The 22,427-nt window shown below is 65.9% G+C and carries 16 protein-coding genes; 4 read left to right on the top strand and 12 right to left on the bottom strand.

Translation table 11 applies throughout. The features are described from left to right. The first annotated feature begins 16 nt into the window (after positions 1 to 16). Positions 17 to 913, top strand: coding sequence for a LysR family transcriptional regulator (locus tag RM463_RS11170; RefSeq protein ID WP_311430070.1), 897 nt, complete (start codon positions 17 to 19; stop codon positions 911 to 913). A gap of 100 nt (positions 914 to 1,013) precedes the next feature. Here the strand turns inward: RM463_RS11170 and RM463_RS11175 are convergent, their stop codons facing one another. The 3 genes from RM463_RS11175 to RM463_RS11185 form a co-directional block, all read right to left on the bottom strand. Continuing rightward, on the bottom strand, positions 1,014 to 1,919 hold the full coding sequence (locus tag RM463_RS11175) for a LysR substrate-binding domain-containing protein (protein ID WP_311430071.1): 906 nt from the start codon (positions 1,917 to 1,919) through the stop codon (positions 1,014 to 1,016). A 90-nt stretch (positions 1,920 to 2,009) separates the two neighbouring features. Beyond that, positions 2,010 to 3,887 carry a TRAP transporter permease gene (locus tag RM463_RS11180; protein ID WP_195689559.1) on the bottom strand — a complete coding sequence of 626 codons (1,878 nt, stop codon included), beginning with the start codon at positions 3,885 to 3,887 and terminating at the stop codon, positions 2,010 to 2,012. A 143-nt stretch (positions 3,888 to 4,030) separates the two neighbouring features. Next, complete coding sequence (locus RM463_RS11185; RefSeq protein WP_229333168.1) at positions 4,031 to 5,032, bottom strand: TAXI family TRAP transporter solute-binding subunit; 1,002 nt, start codon at positions 5,030 to 5,032, stop codon at positions 4,031 to 4,033. Positions 5,033 to 5,350: 318 nt separating this feature from the next. Between RM463_RS11185 and RM463_RS11190 the strand changes: the two genes are divergently transcribed. From RM463_RS11190 to RM463_RS11200, 3 genes are read left to right on the top strand one after another with little or no spacing between them, the layout of a single operon-like run. Then, entirely contained in the window at positions 5,351 to 6,598 is a 1,248-nt protein-coding gene (locus RM463_RS11190; RefSeq protein ID WP_195689560.1) for an aspartate aminotransferase family protein, read from the top strand. After that, a complete protein-coding gene (locus RM463_RS11195; protein ID WP_311430072.1) occupies positions 6,595 to 9,954 on the top strand; it encodes an FAD-binding and (Fe-S)-binding domain-containing protein in 3,360 nt (1,119 codons plus the stop codon). The genes RM463_RS11190 and RM463_RS11195 overlap by 4 nt, the downstream gene beginning before the upstream one ends. Then, a complete protein-coding gene (locus tag RM463_RS11200) occupies positions 9,951 to 11,312 on the top strand; it encodes a VOC family protein (protein WP_311430073.1) in 1,362 nt (453 codons plus the stop codon). The genes RM463_RS11195 and RM463_RS11200 overlap by 4 nt, the downstream gene beginning before the upstream one ends. A gap of 34 nt (positions 11,313 to 11,346) precedes the next feature. On the opposite strand, the gene RM463_RS11205 is transcribed toward RM463_RS11200, so the two are convergent. The 9 genes from RM463_RS11205 to RM463_RS11245 all read right to left on the bottom strand — a co-directional run bounded on the left by RM463_RS11205 (position 11,347) and on the right by RM463_RS11245 (position 22,392). Further along, complete coding sequence (locus RM463_RS11205; protein ID WP_311430074.1) at positions 11,347 to 12,726, bottom strand: L-serine ammonia-lyase; 1,380 nt, start codon at positions 12,724 to 12,726, stop codon at positions 11,347 to 11,349. 144 nt (positions 12,727 to 12,870) lie between these two features. Next, positions 12,871 to 13,737, bottom strand: coding sequence for a formyltetrahydrofolate deformylase (gene purU, locus RM463_RS11210; protein WP_311430075.1), 867 nt, complete (start codon positions 13,735 to 13,737; stop codon positions 12,871 to 12,873). 133 nt (positions 13,738 to 13,870) lie between these two features. Continuing rightward, positions 13,871 to 14,215: a cupin domain-containing protein gene (locus RM463_RS11215; protein WP_311430076.1), complete on the bottom strand. Its 345-nt coding sequence runs from the start codon at positions 14,213 to 14,215 to the stop codon at positions 13,871 to 13,873. A 180-nt stretch (positions 14,216 to 14,395) separates the two neighbouring features. Then, entirely contained in the window at positions 14,396 to 15,046 is a 651-nt protein-coding gene (locus RM463_RS11220; RefSeq protein WP_311430077.1) for a sarcosine oxidase subunit gamma family protein, read from the bottom strand. Beyond that, positions 15,039 to 18,077, bottom strand: a complete 3,039-nt coding sequence (locus tag RM463_RS11225; protein WP_311430078.1) for a sarcosine oxidase subunit alpha family protein — start codon at positions 18,075 to 18,077, stop codon at positions 15,039 to 15,041. Before RM463_RS11225 ends, RM463_RS11220 begins: the two co-directional genes overlap by 8 nt. Further along, positions 18,074 to 18,448, bottom strand: coding sequence for a sarcosine oxidase subunit delta (locus RM463_RS11230; protein ID WP_311430079.1), 375 nt, complete (start codon positions 18,446 to 18,448; stop codon positions 18,074 to 18,076). Before RM463_RS11230 ends, RM463_RS11225 begins: the two co-directional genes overlap by 4 nt. 12 nt (positions 18,449 to 18,460) lie before the next feature. After that, entirely contained in the window at positions 18,461 to 19,711 is a 1,251-nt protein-coding gene (locus RM463_RS11235; protein ID WP_311430080.1) for a sarcosine oxidase subunit beta family protein, read from the bottom strand. A 38-nt stretch (positions 19,712 to 19,749) separates the two neighbouring features. Beyond that, complete coding sequence (gene glyA / locus RM463_RS11240) at positions 19,750 to 21,069, bottom strand: serine hydroxymethyltransferase (protein ID WP_311430081.1); 1,320 nt, start codon at positions 21,067 to 21,069, stop codon at positions 19,750 to 19,752. A 285-nt stretch (positions 21,070 to 21,354) separates the two neighbouring features. Further along, positions 21,355 to 22,392: a GlxA family transcriptional regulator gene (locus RM463_RS11245; RefSeq protein ID WP_311430082.1), complete on the bottom strand. Its 1,038-nt coding sequence runs from the start codon at positions 22,390 to 22,392 to the stop codon at positions 21,355 to 21,357. Positions 22,393 to 22,427 lie beyond the last annotated feature (35 nt).

Raw genomic sequence — 22,427 nt, forward strand, 5'->3', positions numbered from 1 at the left:
GCGCAGGAGTACGCCCATGGGGCAGCCCGGAGACGCCGACCTGCGTCTGCTGCGGATCTACCGCAAGGTGGTGGAGTGCGGGGGATTTTCCGCCGCCGAGGTGGCACTCGGCATCAGCCGCGCCGCCATCAGCATGGCCATGAACGACCTGGAGACGCGGCTCGGCCTGCGCCTCTGCCAACGCGGACGCAGCGGCTTCGCCCTGACCGACGAGGGAGCCGAGGTCTACGAGTCGACCCTGCAGCTGCTCGCTGCCGTGGAGGGGTTTCGCACCCGGGTCAACGGCCTGCATGCCCAGCTGAAGGGAGAACTCAACATCGGCATCACCGACAACCTGGTGACGATGCCCGAGATGCATATCACCGATGCGCTCAGCGCGCTCAAGGAGCGCGGCCCCGAGGTGCGCATCAATATCCGCATGATTCCCCCCAGCGATATCGAGATGGCGGTGCTCGATGGGCGACTCCACACCGGGGTGATTCCCGACCTCAAGGTGCTACCGGGGCTGCATTACCTCTCTCTCTACGCCGAGGAGTCGCGTCTCTACTGCTCCAATGAGCATGCGCTGTTCGATAGGGAGAGCATCGACGAGGAGGCTCTGGCCGACCACGATGCCGTGGTCCCCGCCTACGCCCAGACCCCCGAGATCAAGGAAGTTCATGAGCCACTGAAAGAAGCAGCCTCGGCCAGCGACCGCGAAGGCATCGCCTTCCTGATCCTCTCCGGCCGCTTTATCGGCTATCTGCCGACCCACTACGCGGAAGGCTGGGTCCGCGAGGGTCGCATGCGCGCCCTGTGCCCCGAGAGGTGGCGTTACTGCACCCACTACAGCGCCATCACGCGCAAGGGCGCACCGCCCAACCTCGTGCTGGAGAGCTATCTCGAGGAGCTGACTCGTCTGGTTCAGACATAAGCGGAGGGCAATGCACTCTTGGGCAGGCAGGGTCACCACCCCATGTTCTGGCCGAGCGCGGCGGCGATGATGCAAGACTCGCCACACCGAGAGCCGACCGTCACGCCTGCAGCTCGGAGTCGGCGGCGGCATCCAGCAGATGGTTGACGAAGTGGCGAACCTTGGCCAGTTCGCCCAGGTGTTCCGGATAGACGAGATAGTAGGCGTTGGGACTGCCGAGTACCGCCGGCCAGGCGGGCACCAGGGCTCCCTGCTCCAGCTCGTTCAGGATCATGAAACGAGGAATCAGCGCCAGGCCGCCGCCGGCCATGACCGTTCCGATCAGGGTTTGAAAGGTCTCAAAGCGGATGCCGTGATAGCTCTTGTCGGTGCTGGTCCCCTGGCCGGCGAACCAGCGGTGCCAGGCGTCGGGGCGAGTCGACAGATGCAGCAGCCGGCAATCGGCCAGGTCGTCGGGGGAGGTCAGCCGTCGACGTGCCAGGTAGCCGGGAGCCCCCACCGCCACCACCTCTTCATCGAACAGCTTGTGACACTCGAGGTTGGGCCAGCTGCCGTGACCATGGAAGATCGCCACATCGATGCCGTCGTTCTCCAGGTCGAAGGTCTCGACGCGTTCGGTCAGGTGCAGGGTAATGCCGGGATGGGCCGTGAAGAAGGCCGGCAGATGCTGTGCCAGCCAGCGGGTGCCGAAGGTGGGCAGGGTGGTGACATTGAGCACCTCGCCATGACCACTGTAGGTCATGATGGCATTGGCCGACATCTCGAGATGCGCCAGAATCTTGCGCACCTCGGTCAGGTAGAGCGAGCCTTCCGGGGTCAGCACCAGGGTGCGCCGCAGTCGCCGGAACAGCTTGTGCTGCAGGAAGTCCTCGAGCTGCGCCACCTGCTTGCTGATGGCACTCTGGGTGATGCTCAGCTCGTCCGCCGCCCGGGTGAAACTCAGATGCCGGGCGGCGGCTTCGAAACACTGCAGAGTGGTGGTCGAGGGTAGATGACGAGCCTTCATGGACGCCGACTCCAGCGCAAAAAAGGTCATTCTACCCCAGACGGTCAACTCGAACAGACGCCCCGCGGCCGTAGCCGCGGGGCGTCTGCATCAGGCCAGTGCGCCGTCCCGGGGCTGCTCCGGGCGGCGTGACTGCCACCAGGCCAGCAGCGCCAGCGCCACCAGCCCCAGGGTGCTGGTGATTGGCTCCGGCGCCACCATGGCCAGGCCGGCCACCAGCAGCACCAGGCGCTCCCAGGCCAGGGTGTCGCGCACGAAGTGGCCCATCAGGGCCGCACTCACCCCGACCAGCCCCACCAAGAGGAAGCCCACCGCCGTCACCAGGCCGAGCGGCGTGGCGTCGATCATTACCAGCGCCGGATTGTAGATCAGCGCATAAGGAATGATGAAGGCGCCGATCGCCAGTTTCAGCGCGGTCACCCCGGTCTTCATCGGATTGGCGCCGGCGATGCCCGCCCCGGCGTAGGCGGCCAGGCATACCGGTGGGGTGATGTCGGCCACGATCCCGAAATAGAACACGAACAGGTGCACGGCCATGGGGGCCAGGCCGAACTCGTTGATCAGGGCCGGCGCTGCGATGGTGGCGGTCACCACGTAGTTGGCGGTGGTCGGCAGCCCCATGCCCAGCACGATGCAGGCCAGCATGGTGAAGATCAGCGCCAGGATCAGGGTGCCGTCGGCCAGGCTGATGATGCCGGCGGCGAACTTGGCGCCCAGCCCGGTCATGCCCACCACGCCAGCGATGATGCCGGCGGTGGCCACGGCGGCGATCACCGGCAGTGCCACCCGGGCGCCCTTGTCGAGCAGCCGCACCAGCTTGGCCGGCGAGGGGCGCGTCTCCTTGCGAATCAGGCTGACCGCCAGGGCGGCGGCGATGCCCAGCAGCGCGGCGCGCTGGGCGGTAAAGCCGACGCTGACCGTGGTCACGATCACCGCCAGTGGCAGCAGCATATAGCCCTGGCGCAGCAACAGCTTGCGCTTGCTGGGCAGCTGATCCTTGGGAATGCCGAGGATGCGGCTGCGCTTGGCCTCGAAGTGAACGCCGATGAAGATCCCGGTGAAGTACATCAATGCCGGAATCAGCGCCGCATACATGATCTCGCGGTAGGAGACGCCAACGTACTCCACCATGATGAAGGCGGCGGCGCCCATCAGCGGCGGCATGATCTGCCCGCCGGTGGAAGCCGAGGCTTCGGTGGCGGCAGCCATCTCGGGGCGGAAGCGGGCGTTCTTCATCATCGGGATGGTGAACGAGCCCGACGCCACGGTATTGCCCACCGAGCTGCCCGAGATCATGCCCTGCAGAGAGCTGGCGATCACCGCAGCCTTGGCGGTGCCCCCGGTGAAGCGGCCGGTGGCGGCGAAGGCCAGCTCGTTGAAGAAGCGACCGACCCCGGTCTGGATCAATACCACGCCGAAGAACAGGAACAGGAAGATGAACTTCGCCGAAATCTGCAGCGGCGTGCCGAATACCCCGCTTTCGCGAAACCACAGATAGGGCATGATATCGTGCAGGGCGAAGCCCGGATGCGACAGCAGCTGCGTGGGAATGTGGTTGCCAAGCAGCGCATAGGCCAGCGCCAGCAGTGCCACGATCACGATCGGCAGGCCCACGGTGCGGCGAGTCGCCTCCAGCACGAACAGCACACCCAGCCCCGCCACGATCAGGTCCAGGGTCGAGTAGCCGGTGATGCGGGCGCGCAGCACCTGATCGTAGAACAGGATCTTGTAGTAAGCGCCGAAGGTGGCGACAAAGGCCAGCACCACATCGTACCAGGGCACCCCCTGACGCGCGCCGGCACCGCGATGGGCGGGAAATAGCAGAAAGATCATCCCGAGCGCCAGGCCCAGATGGACCGCGCCCTGCTTCTGCGAGGGCAGGGTGCCGAAATAGCCGGTATAGAGGTGAAAGGTCGTCAGCGCGATGCCGAGCAGCGAGACCGCCCAGCCCCAGCGGCCGAGCGTCACTCTGACGCTTGACTCGCGGTCGTACTTCTCTAGTAGCGCCTGAGTGTCATCAGGACTTTTTTTTTAACTGCGGCGTCTTGAGTCACGACAGGGTCTCCGATGGCCCCGCGGCACCGCTGAAGGCGGCGCCGCGGCGGCGTGGGTTACTGAGCGAGGTCGTTCAGGTCGGTGATGCCGCTGGCGTCGCGGGTCACGATCTGAATGACTTCCGGATAGATATGGCCGATGAAGGCGACGTTGCCGATGGCGTTACCATCGAACTCGCCGCTGCCGGCCACCGCGTCCTGGGCCGGTGCATGCACGGTCATGCCCAGGTCCATGCGGTCATCTCGGATGCTGACCAGGTTCTCGATCGAGGCGCCTGTCTCGATGTTGGTGAAGTTGGCACCGTCCAGATAGTTGTTCCAGATGGTGGCCATCTCGCCGCCGAGGGGGTAGTAGGTGCCACCCTGGCTGCCGGTGCCCAGAATGAACTCGCCTTTCTCCTCGCTGATGTCGAGCTCGGCCACCGGATTGTCGACCTGAAGCCCCTGCTCCTCGTAGTAGCGCTTGGCGCCCGGATGGATCGGCAGACCCTCGGCGCCGTTCAGTGCATTGTCTAGGGTCATGAACGCGGACTGGGAGTGGGTGTTCTCGGCGGCCTTCTCGTGCATCAGGCGGGCCAGCTCGTAGCCCAGCTCCTCATCGATGCTGTGGGTGTTGCCCACCAGCACCGCGTAGGCGGTTACCGTGGTCACGTCCTCTGCAAGAAACTCATAGCTGTCCTTGGGGATCACGAAACGGCGGTAGGCACTGTTAGCCTCGATGTATTCCACCGCTTCATCATCCAGGCCGATCATGCGCACGTCGCCGGCGGCTGCCTGCAGATTCTCGATGCTGCCGGAAGGCAGGCCGAGAATGCCGATGGAGAGATCGATGTTGCCGTCCTGAACGCCGTCCAGGGCGGCGCCGAAGCCCTCCTGGTAGGCGCTGTAGTCGTCCTCGGTAACACCGTGGGCATCGAGAATCAGGCTGGACACCTGCTGGGTGGTGCTGGCCGGCGGACCGATCGCCACATTGGGGGTGGACGAGCCGGCATCGCTGCAGGCACCGAGCAGGGTCGCGGCGGCGATGGCCACGGCGACCGGCATCAGGGGATAGGGCATGGGGCGCTCCTGTCAGGGGGTTGGGGTGGCCTAAGGGCTCTTATGTGGGTAGTTCATCTATGTGGGTAGTTCATCGGGTGCTGTGCCAAAGCGGCCGGCATTGGTATCACGAGGGGGTGCCTTTGACAAAAGAAATAACGGCATTTACCAATTCTTTTTACTCATCTTGTATTCCAACCTTCCGCCTGAGCGTGCCGGCAGCGACTCGATGTGACATTCCTTCAAGGAATGGAATAAGCGCTTTTTTTCGTTTGCGACCGCCGTCCCACGCTGGTTACATCGGTGACACTCCCCTGATGAACCGACTGGAACCCGTACATGGACCTTCCTCACGTCAGCCGCTCGCTGAGCATCGTTCACCCGCTGTGCGTTGAGCGCGGCCGCAATGCCGAACTGTGGGACGAGCAGGGTCGGCACTATATCGACTTCGTCGGCGGTATCGGCGTGCTCAACCTGGGCCACGGCCACCCGGCGGTCGTCGAGGCGGTCAAGGCTCAGGTCGACAGGCTGATGCACTCGGCCTTCAACGCACTGCCGCACCGCGGTTACCTGGATGTCGTCGAAGCGCTCGACCGGTTCGTGCCGGTCTCCTACCCGCTGTCCTGCATGCTGACCAACAGCGGTGCCGAGGCCACCGAGAATGCGCTCAAGGTGGCCCGCGCCGCCACCGGGCGCCAGGCCGTGATCGCCTTCGATGACGGCTTCCACGGTCGCACCCTGGCGGCACTCAACCTCAACGGCAAGGTCAAGCCCTACAAGAGCGAGCTGGGCAGCCTGCCGGGGCCGGTCTACCACCTGCCATTTCCGAGCCGCGACAGCGGCGTCGACGCCGACGAGGCGATGCGCGCCCTGGACCGCCTGTTCGAGGTGGAGCTCCCCGCCGAGTCGGTGGCGGCAATCATCGTCGAGCCGGTACAGGGCGAGGGCGGTTTCAGGCTGCTCGACGCCGACTTCGCCGCTCGACTGCGCGAACGCTGCGATGCCCAGGGCATCGTGCTGATCTTCGACGAGATCCAGTCGGGCTTCGGCCGCAGCGGAACGCGCTTCGCCCTCACACACCTGGGCGTCGAGCCCGACCTTCTGCTGATGGGCAAGAGCATGGCGGCGGGCCTGCCGCTGGCGGCGGTCGCCGGCCGAGCCGAGCTGATGGACGCCCTGCCCAAGGGCGGGCTGGGCGGCACCTATTCGGGCAACCCGGTTGCCTGTGCCGCGGCACGCACGGTGATGGAGGTCATGAGCGACGCCAGGCTGTCTCGCTGGAGCGAGACGCAGGAGGCGCTGATCCTCGAGGCCCATACCCGCCTGGCGGAGCGCTTCCCGATGGTCGGTGCCCTGACCGGTATCGGCACCATGCGTGGCATCGTCTTCGAGGACACCAGCGGTGCCAGCGGCGGTGAACACCTCGCGGCGCTGCTCGACGCCGCCCGCGAGGCCGGGGTGCTGCTGATGCCCAGCGGACGGCGCCGCAATGTGCTGCGTCTGCTGCCACCCCTGACCGCCGAGCCCGAAGTTCTGCGGGAAGGGTTCAGGCGTCTCGAGCAGGCACTGGAGACGCTGCGCCCATGATCGCTCGGCTGGCACCGAAGGCCCCGCCGCAAGCGTCCTACCTGGGCTTTCTCGAGGCCCTGAAGGCCGCCGGCTTCGCGGGCGAGATCGCTCCGGACTACGCCAACCGTACGGTGCTGGCCACCGACAACTCCCTCTACCAGCGCCTGCCCCAGGCGGTGCTCTACCCCCGCCACGCCGAGGACCTGGTGCGCATCGCCCGGCTCGCCGGCCAGGAAGAACACCGCGGGGTGGTACTCACCCCCCGCGGCGGTGGCACCGGCACCAACGGCCAGTCGCTCACCGACGGCCTGGTGGTCGACGTCTCCCGGCACATGAATGCAATTCTCGAGATCGACGTCGAGCATCGACGGGTCCGCGTCCAGGCCGGGGTGGTCAAGGACCAGCTCAACGCCGCGCTCAAGCCCCACGGGCTCTTCTTCGCCCCGGAGCTCTCCACCTCCAACCGAGCCACGATCGGCGGCATGATCGCTACCGACGCCAGCGGCCAGGGCAGCTGCACCTACGGCAAGACCCGCGATCATGTGCTCGAGCTCGACAGCGTGCTGCTCGGCGGCGAGCGGCTGACCACCCGGCCGGTGGACGAGGCCGAGCTCGAGGTGCTGTGCGCCCGCGACGATGTGACAGGCCGCGCCTATCGCACCGCCCGGGAGATCATCGACACCCAGGACGAGCGGATCAAGGCCACCTTCCCGTCGCTCAACCGCTGCCTGACCGGCTACGACCTGGCGCACTTGAGAACGGCGGAAGGTAAGTTCGACCTCAACAGCCTGCTGTGCGGCGCCGAGGGCTCGCTGGCCTTCACCTGCGAGGCGGTGCTTAACGTCCTGCCGATCCCCAGGCACTCGACCCTGGTCAATGTGCGCTACTCAGGCTTTATGGACGCCCTGCGCGACGCCAGGGCGCTGATGGGCGGAGGCAGCGCTTCACAACAACAGCCCCAGGCCGGACCGACCTCCATCGAGACGGTGGACGACACCGTGCTGGACCTGGCCATGCAGGACTTCGTCTGGGACAGCGTCGCCGAGTTCTTCCACGACTCAGGGGGCACCCCGACCCACGGCATCAACCTGGTGGAGTTCAACGACGACGACCCCGCGCGCCTGGCTCGCCGGGTCGAGGCCTTCTGTCGACATCTGGAGCAGGACGCCAGCGTGCCTCGCCTCGGCTACACCCTGGCCGAGGGCCGCGCGGCGATCCAAAAGGTCTACGCCATGCGCAAGCGCGCCGTGGGCCTGCTCGGCAACGCCCAGGGCGAGCGTCGCCCCCTCCCCTTCGTCGAGGACACCGCGGTGCCGCCGGAGCACCTCGCCGACTTCATCGCCGAGTTCCGCGCCCTGCTCGACGCCCGCGGCCTCGACTACGGCATGTTCGGCCACGTCGACGCCGGGGTACTCCACGTGCGCCCGGCGCTGGACATGAAGGACCCGGCCGACGAACGGCTGGTACGCGAAATCTCCGACGCGGTCGCCGCGCTGACCCGGAAATACGATGGGTTGCTGTGGGGCGAGCACGGCAAGGGGGTGCGCTCGGAGTACGCCCCGGCCTTCTTTGGCGCGCTCTACCCCAGCCTGCAGCGAGTCAAGGCGGCCTTCGATCCCTACAACCAGCTCAATCCGGGCAAGATAGCGACGCCACTCTCCAGCCCGCCCGAAGCCGCGGACAGGGCTATCCCGCCCGATGATGCGGAGCCTTCTATCCCGCCCGAAGCCGCGGACAGGACTACCTCGCCCAATGACGCGGAACCCTTGAGCACGCCCAATAGCGCGGAGCCCTCTGCCTCAGCCGATAGCGACACAGACGAGCAGGCTATGAAATGGGTCGACCCGGGGCTGCTGGCCATCGACGGGGTGCCCACCCGGGGCCAGTACGACCGCTCCATTGACCCGCGGGTGTGGCAGGCCCATGCCGCCACGGTCTACTGCAACGGCAACGGTGCCTGCTACAACTACGACCCCGACGACGCCATGTGTCCGTCGTGGAAGGCCACCCGCGACCGCGTGCACTCGCCCAAGGGCCGCGCCAGCCTGGTACGCGAATGGCTGCGCCTGCAGGGGGCAGCCGGGGTCGATCTGATCGAGGAGGCGCGACGCCGTCGTCGCGAGGGCGTCTGGGGCGGCATCCGGCGCCTTCCTGCCCGCGCCTGGAACACGCTGTGTCGCCGCCGCGAGGCGGACTTCTCCCACGAGGTCTACGACGCCATGGCCGGCTGCCTGGCGTGCAAGTCCTGCGCCGGCCAGTGCCCCATCAAGGTCAATGTACCCGACTCCCGCGCCCAGTTTCTGGAGGTTTACCACGGCCGCTACCTGCGGCCGCTGCGCGACCACCTGGTCGGTAGCCTCGAGTTCCTGCTGCCGGCGCTGTCACGCATCGCCCCGCTCTACAACGCCGCCCTGGGCAACCGCCTGGTGGAGCGGCTGCTGGCCGGCTCGGTCGGTATGGTGGACAGCCCGCGGCTCTCCCGATCACGCCTGCAGAGGCGACTCGACGCCTGGGGCGTGGACGAGGCCACGCCGGCGTCACTGGGCCGACTCACCGCGGATGACAGAGCGCGCAGCGTGGTGCTGGTGCAGGACGCCTTTACCCGCCACTTCGAGGCCAGGCTGGTACTGGACGTCGTCGAGCTGCTCACCCGCCTCGGCGTGCGGGTATTCGTGGCGCCCTATGCCGCCAACGGCAAGCCGCTGCATGTCCAGGGTTTCCTCGGCGCCTTCGAACGTACGGCCGCCAAGCAGGCCAAGCGGCTACGCGCCCTGGCCGAGTTCGGAGTGCCACTGGTGGGCATCGACCCGGCCATGACCCTGACCTACCGCCAGGAGTACGTGAAGGCGCTGGGGCCCGAGGCCGTGCCCGAGGTGCGGCTACTCCAGGAGTGGCTGGCCACCCATGCCGACCGCCTGGCGAACCGGCTTGCCGACGGTCCCGCCCTGGCCGACCCCGGCTTTCGGCTGCTCGCCCACTGCACCGAGGCGACCACCGCCCCCGGCAGCCCCGGGGCCTGGCAGCGGGTGTTCGCCGCCTTCGGTCTCAAGCTGGAGCTGGTCAGCACCGGCTGCTGCGGCATGTCCGGCACCTACGGTCACGAGACCCGCAATCTGGCGACCTCGAGAACCCTCTATGCCCAGTCGTGGCAGCCGCTGGTGGAGGACCCGGCCAACGCCGGCAGGCTACTGGCCAGCGGCTACTCCTGTCGCAGCCAGACCCGACGCTTCTCCGACGCCGCGCTACCTCACCCGCTGCAGGGGCTGCTGGCGGTGCTCAAGCGCAGCGATCGGCGACCACTCCCTGCTGCCACTGCCCCTGTCGATAGCCGCACCCACTCCCCTGATCCACAACTCGAGAGACAGATTCCATGACCCAGGCATCCCTGATTTCCCCCGATGAGATCCGTCACCGTTTCGCCGCCGCCATGTCGGCCATGTACCAGAGCGAGGTGCCGCAGTACACCACCCTACTGGAGCTGGTGGAGCAGGTGAACCGCGAGACGCTGGAGGCGAACCCGGCGCTGGCCGAACGACTGGCCGAGGCCGATGAGCTGGCGCGGCTCGATGTCGAGCGTCACGGCGCCATCCGTGTCGGCAGCGCCGAGGAGCTTGGCATGCTGCGCCGCCTGTTCGCGGTGATGGGCATGCACCCGGTGGGCTACTACGACCTTTCCGAGGCCGGCGTGCCGGTGCACTCCACGGCCTTTCGCCCGGTCGATGATGCGGCCCTTTCGCGCAACCCGTTTCGTATCTTCACCTCGCTGCTGCGCCTGGAGCTGATCGAGAGTCAGGCGCTGCGCGAGCGAGCGGCGGCCATCCTGGCCGAACGTGACATCTTCACCCCCGGCGCACGGGAGCTGATCGCCCTTAGCGAGGCCCAAGGCGGGCTCAACGATGAGCAGGCCGAGCGCTTCGTGGCCGAGGCGCTGGAGACCTTCCGCTGGCACCATGATGCCACCGTGGACCTGGACACCTACGAAGCCCTGCACGCCGAGCACCGGCTGATCGCCGACGTGGTCTGCTTCCGCGGGCCGCATATCAACCATCTGACGCCGCGCACCCTGGATATCGACGAGGTTCAGCGACGCATGCCGGCGGCAGGCATGACGCCCAAGGCCATCATCGAAGGACCGCCGCGCCGCGACTGCCCGATCCTGCTGCGTCAGACCAGCTTTACCGCGCTGGAGGAGACGATTCGCTTCGCCGGGGAGCAGGCCGGTACGCACACCGCCCGCTTCGGTGAGATAGAGCAGCGCGGTGTGGCGCTGACGCCTCGTGGCCGCGAGCTCTACGACCGCCTGCTGACCCATAGCCGCGAGCAAGGTACCGGCGGCGACAACGCGACTCACCAGCAGCGACTGGCGGAGGTGTTCGCCGACTTCCCCGACAGCGAGAGCGCGCTGCGCCGCCAGGGGCTGGCGTTCTTCGAATACCGCCTGACCGACGCCGGCCGTGCCGCGGACAAGGTCGCCGAGGCGGACCTCGAGACGCTGATCGAACGCGGACTGGTCAGCGCACGGCCGATCACCTACGAGGACTTCCTGCCGGTCAGCGCGGCGGGCATCTTCCAGTCCAACCTGGGTGGCGGGGATAACGGTGCCTACGCCGGCAACGCCAACCGTGCGGCCTTCGAGGCGGCACTGGGCGCCCCGGTGGCCGACGAGCTGGCGCTCTACGCCGAGCGGGAACGTGCCAGTCGCGACGCCGTGCTGCAGGCGCTGGCCTACTGAGCCAGGCCCGCCGGCAGCACGACGGTGCCAAGGATCAGCACTCGATGGCACTGACGGCGAGGCCGCCCTTCGAGGTCTCCTTGTACTTCTCCTGCATATCCGCACCGGTATCGCGCATGGTGCGGATCACCTTGTCCAGCGAGATGAAGTGCTCGCCATCGCCGCGCAGTGCCATCTGGGCGGCGTTGATCGCCTTCACCGAGGCGATGGCGTTGCGCTCGATGCAGGGCACCTGTACCAGACCGCCCACCGGGTCGCAGGTCAGTCCCAGGTTGTGCTCCAGGCCGATCTCGGCGGCATTCTCCACCTGGTCGACGCTGCCGCCCATCAATTCGGTGAGGCCGGCGGCGGCCATGGCGCAGGCCGAGCCCACCTCGCCCTGGCAGCCCACCTCGGCACCGGAGATGGAGGCGTTCTTCTTGCACAGGATGCCTACGGCGGCGGCGGCCAGCAGGAAGTCCACCACGTCGCGCTCGCAGGCGCCCTGGCGGAACTGCATATAGTACTGGAGCACCGCCGGGATAATCCCCGCCGCACCGTTGGTGGGCGCGGTGACCATGCGGCCTCCGGCGGCGTTCTCCTCGTTGACCGCCAGCGCATAGAGGTTGACCCAGTCCATGGCCGACATGGTGGAGGCGATCAACGAGTGGTCGTCCTTGCTGGCCAGCATGCGCTGGTGCAGATTCCTGGCGCGACGCTTGACGTTGAGCCCGCCGGGCAGCACGCCCTCGGCTTCCATGCCCTTCTCGATGCACGCCTGCATCGCCTTCCAGATGGTCAGCAGACCCTCACGGATCTCCGCCTCGCTGCGCCACGCCTTCTCGTTTTCAAGCATCAGCTCGCTGATGCGCAGGCCGCTGTCGCGACACATGCGCAGCAGCTCGTCACCGGTCTGGAAGTCGAAGGGGATCTCGGTATGGTCGGTATCCAGCACCCCCTCGGCAGACTGGGCCTCGTCGATGACGAAGCCGCCACCCACCGAGTAGTAGGTATTGCGGTAGAGCTCGCCCTCGTCGCCATAGGCGAGCAGCCGCATGGCGTTGGGGTGCTGGGGCAGGCTCTCCTCGAGCAGCCGCACGTCGCGCTGCCAGTCGAAGGCAACAGCGTGGCGGCTGGCCAGCTGCAGGGTACCCGAGGACTTCAGGGCCTCGATCCGCGGGGCGATGACATCCGGGTCGATCTGGTCGGGCCGCTCGCCCATCAGGCCCATGATCACCGCATGGTCGGTGCCATGGCCGATGCCGGTGGCGGAGAGCGAGCCATAGAGCTCGACCTCGAGGCGCCGGGTGTGCTCAACCAGCTCCCTGGCCTCGAGTTCGGAGACAAAGTTGCAGGCGGCCTGCATCGGGCCCACGGTGTGCGAGCTGGACGGCCCGACGCCGACCTTGAAAAGATCGAAGACACTGATTGGCATGGCTGTTGTCCTTGCAGAGTAATCGTTGTACGTCAGGGCTTATCGCCTCGGAACAGCAGCGTGCGTGGCGGTGCCACGTCGTGCTGCCCCCGGCGCCCTTGCTATGAAGGCCTGCAGTGAACTGACTGGTGACTGGCGGTGTCGTTAACGGTCGAAGACCACGGTGCGCCTGGCGTGCAGGAAGACTCGGCGCTCCACATGCAGGGCCACGGCGCGTGCCAGGGTGAGGCATTCGACGTCGCGCCCCTTGGCCACCAGATCCTCGGGATAGTCGGCGTGGCTCACCGGCTCCACTCCCTGGGTGATGATCGGGCCCTCATCGAGGTCATCGTTGATGTAGTGGGCGGTAGCGCCGACCAGCTTGACGCCCTTCTCATAGGCCTGGTGATAGGGCCTGGCCCCCTTGAAGCCCGGCAGCAGCGAGTGATGGATATTGATGGCGCGGCCGCTGAGCTTCTCGCACAGATCGCTCGAGAGCACTTGCATGTAGCGGGCCAGGATCACCAGTTCCGCCCCCGTCTCCTCGACCACCTGCCACACCTGGGCCTCCTGCTCGGGCTTGGTATCCGGCGTGATCGGGAAGTGGTGGTAGGGAATGCCGTGCCACTCCGCCAGATTGGCCAGATCCGGATGATTGGAGACGATGGCGCGAATATCGATGGGCAACTGGCCGATACGGTAGCGATAAAGCAGATCGTTCAGGCAGTGATCGGCCTTGGAAACCATGATCACTACCGGCATCCGCCGGTCTGGCGGTGTCAGTTCGAACGTCATGCCAAACTCGGCGGCACGCTCGGCAAAGCCGGTCTCGAAGCTTGCGGCCTCGAATCCTTCTGCCTCCGGCCTGAACTCCGTGCGGATAAAGAAGCGTCCGCTCAGCCGATCATCGAAGGAGTGCTGCTCGGTAATGTAGCAAGCATTCTCCTTGAGAAAGCGTGTGACCACGTCCACGGTACCCAACCGACTCGGGCACTGCGCGGTCATGATCCAGTTATCTGAATGACGCCCCATGAGCCTGACTCCTGTGATGGCGAAAAGCCGGGTGGGGGAAACATCCCGCCCCCGGCCTGACCCTGACGAGTAGTACAGCGGCTGGCATCAACCGCCAATACACCGCCATATCAACTCGATGCGAAAGATTGATTCAGGCAAAAACAAAATACTTGCGTACCGTTTCAACCACTTCCCAGGTGCCTTTGAACCCCGGCTCGACGATAAAGATATCACCCGCCTTCAGGTGAATCGGCTCGCCATTTTCCGGGGTGAGAATGCAGTACCCTTCTCGGAAGTCACAGTATTCCCACTTGTCGTAGTTCACTGCCCACCTTCCCGGGGTACAGATCCAGGTGCCCATGGTCTTGGTCCCGTCCTCCGACGCGTAGGCGTTGAGGTTGACGGTATGAGGATCGCCAGAGAGCTTTTCCCAGGAGCCGGTGTCCAGCAGCACATCCGGCTGTGCATCACGCAGTACCTTGATCTTGTCGGTCATTGTTCTTCCTTAACGATATTGTTGATCTTGTTGCATATCATGGTGATATGCCCCTATGCCGCTCCTCCGCTCGTGATGCAGCAAGCTCGAACAACAGGCATCCCTGCAGAACAAGCCTCCTTGCGGAACAAGCCATCCTGCAGAACAAACAAAGAAGCGGCCTTGCTCACCGCCCGGCTCCTAACGCTGCACACCAATGCCATACTCGGCGCCGGCGTCCAGGATCCAGCGATAGAGGTAGTCGGCGAAGCTTCTGCGCAGTACCAGCTCATAGCGCTCTTCGCCGGGACGGCGCAGGACAAGGCTGGACTTGCCGAACACCACACTGACCGCCTTGCCCACCGGGAAGTGGCTCGGGTGGACATCGTAGTTGGTCGACTTCATCAGCAGCTCGCGGACCTTTTCCCCCTCCAGGGAGACCAGGGTCTGACCGCCGCTGACATCGACGATGGCATAGTGGGCATCGCCCAGGGCGTCGCGCAGTCGCTGCTCGACGTCGAGCTCCTCGCCACCGGGCACGATCACCAGCCACTCATCCGGCGACAGCCACTGAACGCTGCGCTCGCCGCTTTCGTCCAGCGCCAGCCCCAGGGGCTGGCCGGGCAGGCTGATGCCCAGCACCTTGCGCACGGCTTCATCGAGAACGATGGCCCCGCCGCGCAGGATCAGATGGCCCAGGAAGGGCTGCTCCTTGAGCAGCACTCGGCTGCCGGATGTCGCGGCCGGCACACTGCCCGTGTTGTACGCCACGGACAGCGGTGACTCCTTGGGAATCGAGGCGTCCGGATGGGTGTTGAAGGTCGCAACCTTGCCGTAAGTGATATCAGACATGCTGACGCTCTCCCTTGGGATCGATGAATACGGGGCTGACGACCTCGACCTCATGGGCCTGACCGTCCGGCATCGGCACATGGAGCTTCTCGCCCATGCGGTCCCGACCGCCCTTGATCACTGCCAGAGCAAAACCGCTCTCCAGGTTCGGGCTGTAATAGCTCGAGGTCACATGACCCAGCATATCCATGGGAATGGGCTGGTCCTTGTCGACGACGATATGGGCGCCCTCCTCCAGCACCACCTTCGGGTCGACGGGCTTGAGCCCCACGAACTGCTTGCGATCCTTGCGCGCCGTATCCGGACGCGTCAGGGCGCGCTTGCCGATCCAGGAGAAGGGCTTGTCATAGCCGATCGCCCAGAACATGCCCAGATCCTCGGGGGTCACCGAGCCATCGGTATCCTGACCGGCGATGATCAGCCCCTTCTCGGCACGCAGCACGTGCATGGTCTCGGTGCCGTAGGGCGTCAGGTCATACTTCTTGCCGTGCTCGAACAGGGTCTTCCAGACATGCATGGCGTAGTTGGCCTGCACGTTGATCTCATAGGCCAGCTCCCCGGTGAAGGAGATGCGGAACACCCGCGCCGGGACATCGGCCACCTTGCCGTTGCGCCAGTCCATGAACTTGAACTGCTCGCGGTCGAGATCGATATCGGTGATCTCGGACAGCAGCTTGCGCGCATCCGGGCCGGTCACGGTCATGGTCGCCCAGTGATCGGTGACCGAGGTGAAGTACACCTGCAGCTCCGGCCACTCGGTCTGGTGCCACAACTCCAGCCACTCCATCACGCCAGCGGCGCCGCCGGTGGTGGTGGTCATCAGGAAGTGGTTCTCGCCCAGGCAGCTGGTGGTACCGTCGTCCATCAGCATGCCGTCGTCCTTGCACATCAGGCCGTAGCGTACCCGGCCAGGCGCCAGCTTGGCCCACTTGTTGGTATAGACGCGACCGAGGAACTCCCGGGCATCCGGCCCCTGGATATCGATCTTGCCCAGGGTGGAAGCATCGAGGATGCCGACGCCGGTACGCACCGCCAGGCTCTCGCGTGCCACGGCTTCATCCAGGGTCTCGAGCTTGCCGTTGACCTTGCGTGGGAAGTACCAGGGGCGCTTCCACTGGCCGACGTCCTCGAACTCGGCACCGTGCTCCACATGCCACTGATGCAGGGCGGTGTAGCGCTCGGGATCGAACAGCTCACGGCAGTGACGTCCGACGATGGCGCCGAAGGTGACCGGTGTGTAGTTGGGCCGGAACACCGTGGTACCCACCTCGGGAATCGACCTGCCGAGACAGCGCGCGGCGATGGCCATGCCGTTGATGTTGCCCAGCTTGCCCTGGTCGGTGCCGAAGCCCATGGCGGTGTAGCGCTTGACGTGCTCGATGGACTCGAAGCCCTCGCGGGTGGCCAGCTCGATGGCCGCCGCGGTGACGTCGTTCTGCATGTCGACGAACTGCTTGGGCGCACGCAGGGTCGGCTTCTCGTGGGGCACCTGATAGAGGGCACAGGCCTCGCCTTCGCGAATGGTCTCGGCTCGGGGCGGCTCGATGGCGCTGGCAGACTTGCCCAGCGCGGCAAGCGCCTCACTCGCCTTGGCCGCACCATCGACCAGGCCCTCGGCCAGGTCATGCACGCCGCGGGCGCTGCCGGCGGCGTGCACCCCCTTCACCAGGTTGGGCACGAAACCGAGGATCTCGTCGTCCCAGGTGGGCCGCGCACCGGTATGAGAGGCCAGGTGAATCACCGGGCTGTAGCCGCCGGAGCTGGCGATGGTGTCGCACTCCAAAAGCTCGGCCTGACCGGTGACCTTGAAGGCCGCGGCATCGATGGTCGCCACACGGGCGCCGCTGACACGCTTGTCGCCCTTGGCCTCGAGCACCGCCGAGCCTTCGATGATGCGGATGCCACGGGCCCGGGCCTGCTCGACCAGCTCACCATCCGGATGACGGCGCGCATCGACGATGGCCACCACGTCACGACCGGCTTCATCCCAGTCCAGGGCGGCACGATAGGCATGATCGTTGCTGACGGAGAGCACCAGCTTGTTGCCCGGTACCACGCCGTAGCGGCGGATATAGGTGGAGACCGCACCGGCCACCAGGTTGCCCGGCACATCATTGTTGCCATAGACCAGTGGGCGCTCATGGGCCCCCGTGGCCAGCAGCACCTGCCCCGCCCGCACGCGATGCATGCGTGAGCGCGAGAGCCGGTATCCATCGACCGTCGGCGCGGCTTCACCGAGATGCTCGGTGCACCGCTCGTGCAGGGTCACGAAGTGATGGTCATGGTAGCCGTTGGCCGTGGTGCGCGGCAGCAGGGTGACATTGTCGTTCTCGGCCAGCTCGCCGATCACCTGTTCGGCCCACTGGGCGGCCGGCTGATCGTCGAGCAGCTCACGGCTGGCAAGCAGCGAGCCACCCATCTCCTCCTGCTCATCGCAGAGGATCACGCGAGCGCCGGCACGGGCGGCGGTAAGCGCGGCTGCCAGACCCGCGGGGCCGGCACCGACCACCAGCAGGTCACAATGCTGGTTGAGATGGTCGTAGCGATCGGGGTCGTTCTCCATCGGGCTGCGACCCAGGCCCGCTCCCTTGCGGATGTATTTCTCATAGGTCATCCACATGGAGGCCGGTGCCATGAAGGTCTTGTAGTAGAAGCCCGGCGGCATGAAGCGCCCGCCCAGCTTGCCGACCAGGCTCATGACATCACGCTGCACGTTGGGCCAGCCGTTGGTGCTCTGTGCCGTGAGGCCCTCGAACAGCGCCTGCTGGGTGGCACGCACGTTGGGCACCTGGGCCGCCTCGGTGCTGCCCAGCTGGACCAGCGCATTGGGCTCCTCGGCACCGGCGGCGACGATGCCGCGCGGACGCGAGTACTTGAAGCTGCGGTTGACGAGATCCACCCCATTGGCCAGCAGTGCCGAAGCCAGGGTGTCACCGGCATGGCCCTGATAGCGCTTGCCGTTGAAGGTGAAGCTCAGGGTGCGGGCGCGATCGATGCGTCCCCCCTGGCGAAGACGATTCGGCTGACTCATGCCTTGACTCCTTCCTGACCTGCGACCATTCCCGCCTCGTCGGCGACGTTTACGGCAGCCCCCTGCTCGGCGGGCTTGCCCTCGGGGTGCTCGGCGCTGAAGCGAGGCTGCTCACCCATTCGATAGGTCTCGAGGATCTCGTAGCTCGCCGAATTACGTGTGATGTTGAAGAACTTGCGGCAGCCGATCGCATGCACCCACAGCTCGTGGTGGATACCTCGCGGGTTGTTACGAAAGAACAGGTAAGCACCCCACTGTTCATCGGTGCAGGACTCGGGGTCCTCGGGACGGGCGATATGCGCCTGGCCCTTGGGGGCGAACTCCTCTTCGTCGCGGCATTCGTCGCAGTAAGGGCAATGGATATAGAACATGTTGTTATCTCCTTAGTGCGCGACGCCGGCGGCGCCATGTTCGTCGACCAGGGCACCGGTGTTGAAGCGGTCGATGGAGAACGGCGCGGCGATTGGGTGCATCTCCCCCTTGGCGAGGCTCGCCGCAAAGACATGACCGGAACCCGGAGTGGCCTTGAAGCCGCCGGTGCCCCAGCCGCAGTTGAAGAACAGCCCCTTGACCTTGGTCTTCGAGAGGATCGGACAGGCATCCGCACAGGTGTCGACGATGCCGCCCCACTGACGGTTCATGCGCACCCGCGAGAAGATCGGGAACATCTCGACGATGGCCTGCAGGGTATGCTCCACGGTGGAGTAGCTGCCGCGCTGGCCGTAGCCCAGATAGCCGTCGATACCGGCGCCGATGACCAGATCACCCTTGTCGGTCTGGCTGATATAGCCATGCACGTGATTGGACATCACCACGGTGTCGAGCACCGGCTTGAGCGGCTCGGAGACCAGCGCCTGTAGTGGGTGCGACTCCAGCGGCAGCGTGAGGCCGGCCATCTTGGCCACCACGCCGGAGTTGCCCGCCGTGACGCAACCGATGGTCTTGGACTCGATATCGCCGCGATTGGTATGCACGCCATACACCTGGCCATCGCGAATCTTGAAGCCGGTGACCTCGGTGTTCTGCAAGATATCCACCCCCAGGGCGTCCGCGGCCCGGGCGAAGCCCCAGGCCACCGCGTCGTGGCGCGCGACGCCGGCGGTCTTCTGCCAGGAGGCGCCGAGGATCGGATAGCGGGCGCGCTTGGAGGTGTCGATGACCGGCACGATCTCCTTGATCTGATCGGGGGTGATCACCTCGCTGTCGACGCCGTTCAGCCGGTTGGCATGTACCCGGCGCTGGATATCGCGCATGTCCTGCAGGGTATGCCCCAGGTTCATCACGCCACGCTGGGAGAACATCACGTTGTAGTTGAGGTCCTGGGACAGCCCCTTCCACAGGTCCAGCGAGTGGTCATAGAGGCGTGCCGACTCGTCCCACAGATAGTTGGAGCGCACGATGGTGGTATTACGCGCGGTATTGCCACCCCCCAGCCAGCCCTTCTCCAGCACTGCCACGTTGGTGATGCCGTGGTTCTTGGCCAGGTAGTAGGCGGTGGCCAGGCCATGGCCGCCGCCGCCGACGACGATGACGTCGTACTTTTTCTTGGGGGTCGGGTTGCGCCACTGGCGCTGCCAGTTCTCGTGGTGGCTGAGCGCGTGCTTGGCCAGCCCGAAGCCTGAATAGCGTTGCATGTCTCTCTCCTGAATCCGCTGCTGATTCGTTAAGGCGATCAGACCGCTGACGCGGCATCGGCCTGGGTGGGAGTCTGGTGACCCGTGGCGGCAGCGTCGCCATAGACCGGGTGACGCCCACAGAGCTTGGCCACCCTCTCGCGCACCTGGGCCTCCACGGACTCCGTCGACTCCTGGTCGGCCAGCACGTCGAGGATGTCGCAGATCCAGCCGGCCAGTTCGGCGCACTCGGTCTCGTCGAAACCACGGCTGGTCACCGCCGGGGTGCCGATGCGCAGGCCGGAGGTAACGAAGGGGCTCTGGGGGTCGTTGGGCACGGCGTTCTTGTTGACGGTGATGTGGGCACGGCCGAGTGCCGCATCGGCGTCCTTGCCGGTGACGCCCTGCTTGATCAGCGAGACCAGGAAGAGGTGGTCATCGGTGCCGCCGGAGACGACGTCATAGCCACGCTCCAGGAACACGCCGGCCATGGCGCGGGCGTTGTCGATGACGCGCTGCTGGTACTGCACGAACTCCTGGCTCATGGCCTCCTTGAAGGCCACCGCCTTGGCGGCGATGACATGCATCAGCGGGCCGCCCTGCTGGCCCGGGAAGACCGCCCCGTTGAGCTTCTTGTAGAGATCCGCATCGCCGGTGGCGGAGAGGATCAGGCCACCGCGCGGGCCGCGGAGGGTCTTGTGGGTGGTGGTGGTGACCACATGGGCGTGGGGAACCGGGCTCGGATAATGACCCGCGGCAATCAGGCCGGCCACGTGGGCCATGTCGACCATGAACCAGGCGCCCACCTCGTCGGCGATGGCGCGGAAGCGGCGCCAGTCGACGACGCGCGCATAGGCGGAGAAGCCGGCGATGATCAGCTTGGGCTTGTGGCTGCGTGCCAGGCGCTCGACCTCCTCGTAGTCGATCTCGCCGGTCTCCGGATTCAGGCCATACTGCACGGCATGGTAGTGCTTGCCCGAGAAGTTCGGCGCGGCGCCGTGGGTGAGGTGGCCACCGTGGGCCAGGCTCATGCCGAGGATGGTGTCGCCCGGCTTGACCATCGCCATGAACGCCGCGGCATTGGCCTGGGCACCGGAGTGTGGCTGAACGTTGGCATAGTCGGCGCCGAACAGGTCACAGGCGCGGTCGATGGCCAGCTGCTCGACCACATCGACATGCTCGCAGCCGCCGTAGTAGCGCTTGCCGGGATAGCCTTCGGCATACTTGTTGGTCAGCTGGGTGCCCTGGGCTTCCATTACCGCACGGCTGGCATAGTTCTCGGAGGCGATCAGTTCGACATGAGCCTCCTGGCGGGCCACCTCATCGGCGATGGCGGCGGCGATCTGGGAATCGAAGTTGGCGAGACCTACCTGGTTCATGACTGGCTCCTGTTGTTATCGATGTCGGGCAGGGTGTACCTCGAATCTATCGCCTACCCATCAGAAGGAAAAATTTGAAATCCTTATGCGTGGATAACCACCACGCTGCGTGTCTGGCATACCACTCGATTAAAGACGACTGCGGCGAGGAGGGATTGAACAGATGCGACAGAATTCCTGAACGCCGAGGCAGACTGGCCACCGCTTGAGCGGCGGGAAACGGCAGGCTGCGGTGTGCTTACCGAAAGCGTGAGGGGGCGAAAAACCGGGAGGGTGGCCGAGGGCTCAAGGCACGGGCCGGCCGTCGATATGCAGGAAGAAGGGGTCGACCCGGTCACTACCCGGCTCACCGGCACGTTTGCGCATCTCCGATGGCGTCGCGTCGAAGGCGGTGCGGAAGTGGCGCGAGAAGTGGGCGGTATCGGCAAAGCCGCAGCGCTCGCCGATCTCGGTGATGCTCTTGCCGGTGTAGTGCAGCAGCCAGAGGCCGTAACGCAGACGCAGGTCTCGGGAGAATTTGAGCGGGCTGACGCCGAGCGTATCGCGAAACCGCCGCTCCAGGTTACGGCGCGAGGTGCCCACCCGCTCGGCCAGCGCCTCCATCGACAGCGCCTCCCCCAGGTGCTGCTCGAGCACCGCAATGGCGCGGCGAACCAGGCGATCCTCGATCTTGCCGAACACCACCGGCTGAGGCTGAGGGTGGGTCCCGGCTCGCGCCTCGTCGAGGAGCATGATATTCAGGCTCTTCATGGCCCAGGCCTTGCCCTGGTGACGCTCGATCAGATAGGCCGCCAGGTCGGCCGCCGCCGCACCGCCGGCACAGGTGAGCCGGTCTCCGTCATCGATGAACAGTCGGTCGGCCACCGGCTCGATGGCCGGAAAGCGCTGGACCAGGTCGCGGTGGTGATACCAGCTGACGCAGCAGCGCCGTCCCTTCATGAGGCCAGCCTGGATCAGCGCGAACACCCCGGTACACAGCCCCACCAGCGGAACCCCGGCACCGGCCGCCTCACGCAGGTAGGCCAGGGCAGCACTATCCTGCCGGTCGCCCTCCGCCTGAACGCCCCCCACGACCACGATATAGTCGAACTCTCTCGGGTCGCTGAAAGGCTCACAGGGCGAAATGGCCGCACCACTGCTGGAGAGCACCGCCTCGCTGTTGCTGGCCATGAAGGTCCAGCGACAGCGCAGCTGCCGGCTGCGGTCGCCCTCGTCGGCGGCCAGGCGAAGGCAGTCGACGAAGGCGGCGAAGGGCATCAGTGTAAAGCGGTGCAGCAGGACGAAGCCGATGGTGAGGGGCTCGCCTGCCAGGTGTGTGCTCATTGGCTGTGTCCAGGTCTGGGGGGCGAAACAAGCCG

Origin of the sequence: Halomonas sp. LES1 (assembly GCF_031846005.1) — a bacterium.
Taxonomy (GTDB): Bacteria; Pseudomonadota; Gammaproteobacteria; order Pseudomonadales; family Halomonadaceae; genus Halomonas.

What these genes read in the sequence shown, in the direction of transcription:
- RM463_RS11170 (WP_311430070.1), top strand. Translation starts at nt 17, where the DNA reads ATGGGGCAGCCCGGAGACGCCGACCTGCGTCTGCTGCGGATCTACCGC.
- RM463_RS11175 (WP_311430071.1), bottom strand. Translation starts at nt 1,919, where the DNA reads ATGAAGGCTCGTCATCTACCCTCGACCACCACTCTGCAGTGTTTCGAA.
- RM463_RS11185 (WP_229333168.1), bottom strand. Translation starts at nt 5,032, where the DNA reads ATGCCCTATCCCCTGATGCCGGTCGCCGTGGCCATCGCCGCCGCGACC.
- RM463_RS11190 (WP_195689560.1), top strand. Translation starts at nt 5,351, where the DNA reads ATGGACCTTCCTCACGTCAGCCGCTCGCTGAGCATCGTTCACCCGCTG.
- RM463_RS11195 (WP_311430072.1), top strand. Translation starts at nt 6,595, where the DNA reads ATGATCGCTCGGCTGGCACCGAAGGCCCCGCCGCAAGCGTCCTACCTG.
- RM463_RS11200 (WP_311430073.1), top strand. Translation starts at nt 9,951, where the DNA reads ATGACCCAGGCATCCCTGATTTCCCCCGATGAGATCCGTCACCGTTTC.
- RM463_RS11205 (WP_311430074.1), bottom strand. Translation starts at nt 12,726, where the DNA reads ATGCCAATCAGTGTCTTCGATCTTTTCAAGGTCGGCGTCGGGCCGTCC.
- purU (WP_311430075.1), bottom strand. Translation starts at nt 13,737, where the DNA reads ATGGGGCGTCATTCAGATAACTGGATCATGACCGCGCAGTGCCCGAGT.
- RM463_RS11215 (WP_311430076.1), bottom strand. Translation starts at nt 14,215, where the DNA reads ATGACCGACAAGATCAAGGTACTGCGTGATGCACAGCCGGATGTGCTG.
- RM463_RS11220 (WP_311430077.1), bottom strand. Translation starts at nt 15,046, where the DNA reads ATGTCTGATATCACTTACGGCAAGGTTGCGACCTTCAACACCCATCCG.
- RM463_RS11225 (WP_311430078.1), bottom strand. Translation starts at nt 18,077, where the DNA reads ATGAGTCAGCCGAATCGTCTTCGCCAGGGGGGACGCATCGATCGCGCC.
- RM463_RS11230 (WP_311430079.1), bottom strand. Translation starts at nt 18,448, where the DNA reads ATGTTCTATATCCATTGCCCTTACTGCGACGAATGCCGCGACGAAGAG.
- RM463_RS11235 (WP_311430080.1), bottom strand. Translation starts at nt 19,711, where the DNA reads ATGCAACGCTATTCAGGCTTCGGGCTGGCCAAGCACGCGCTCAGCCAC.
- glyA (WP_311430081.1), bottom strand. Translation starts at nt 21,069, where the DNA reads ATGAACCAGGTAGGTCTCGCCAACTTCGATTCCCAGATCGCCGCCGCC.
- RM463_RS11245 (WP_311430082.1), bottom strand. Translation starts at nt 22,392, where the DNA reads ATGAGCACACACCTGGCAGGCGAGCCCCTCACCATCGGCTTCGTCCTG.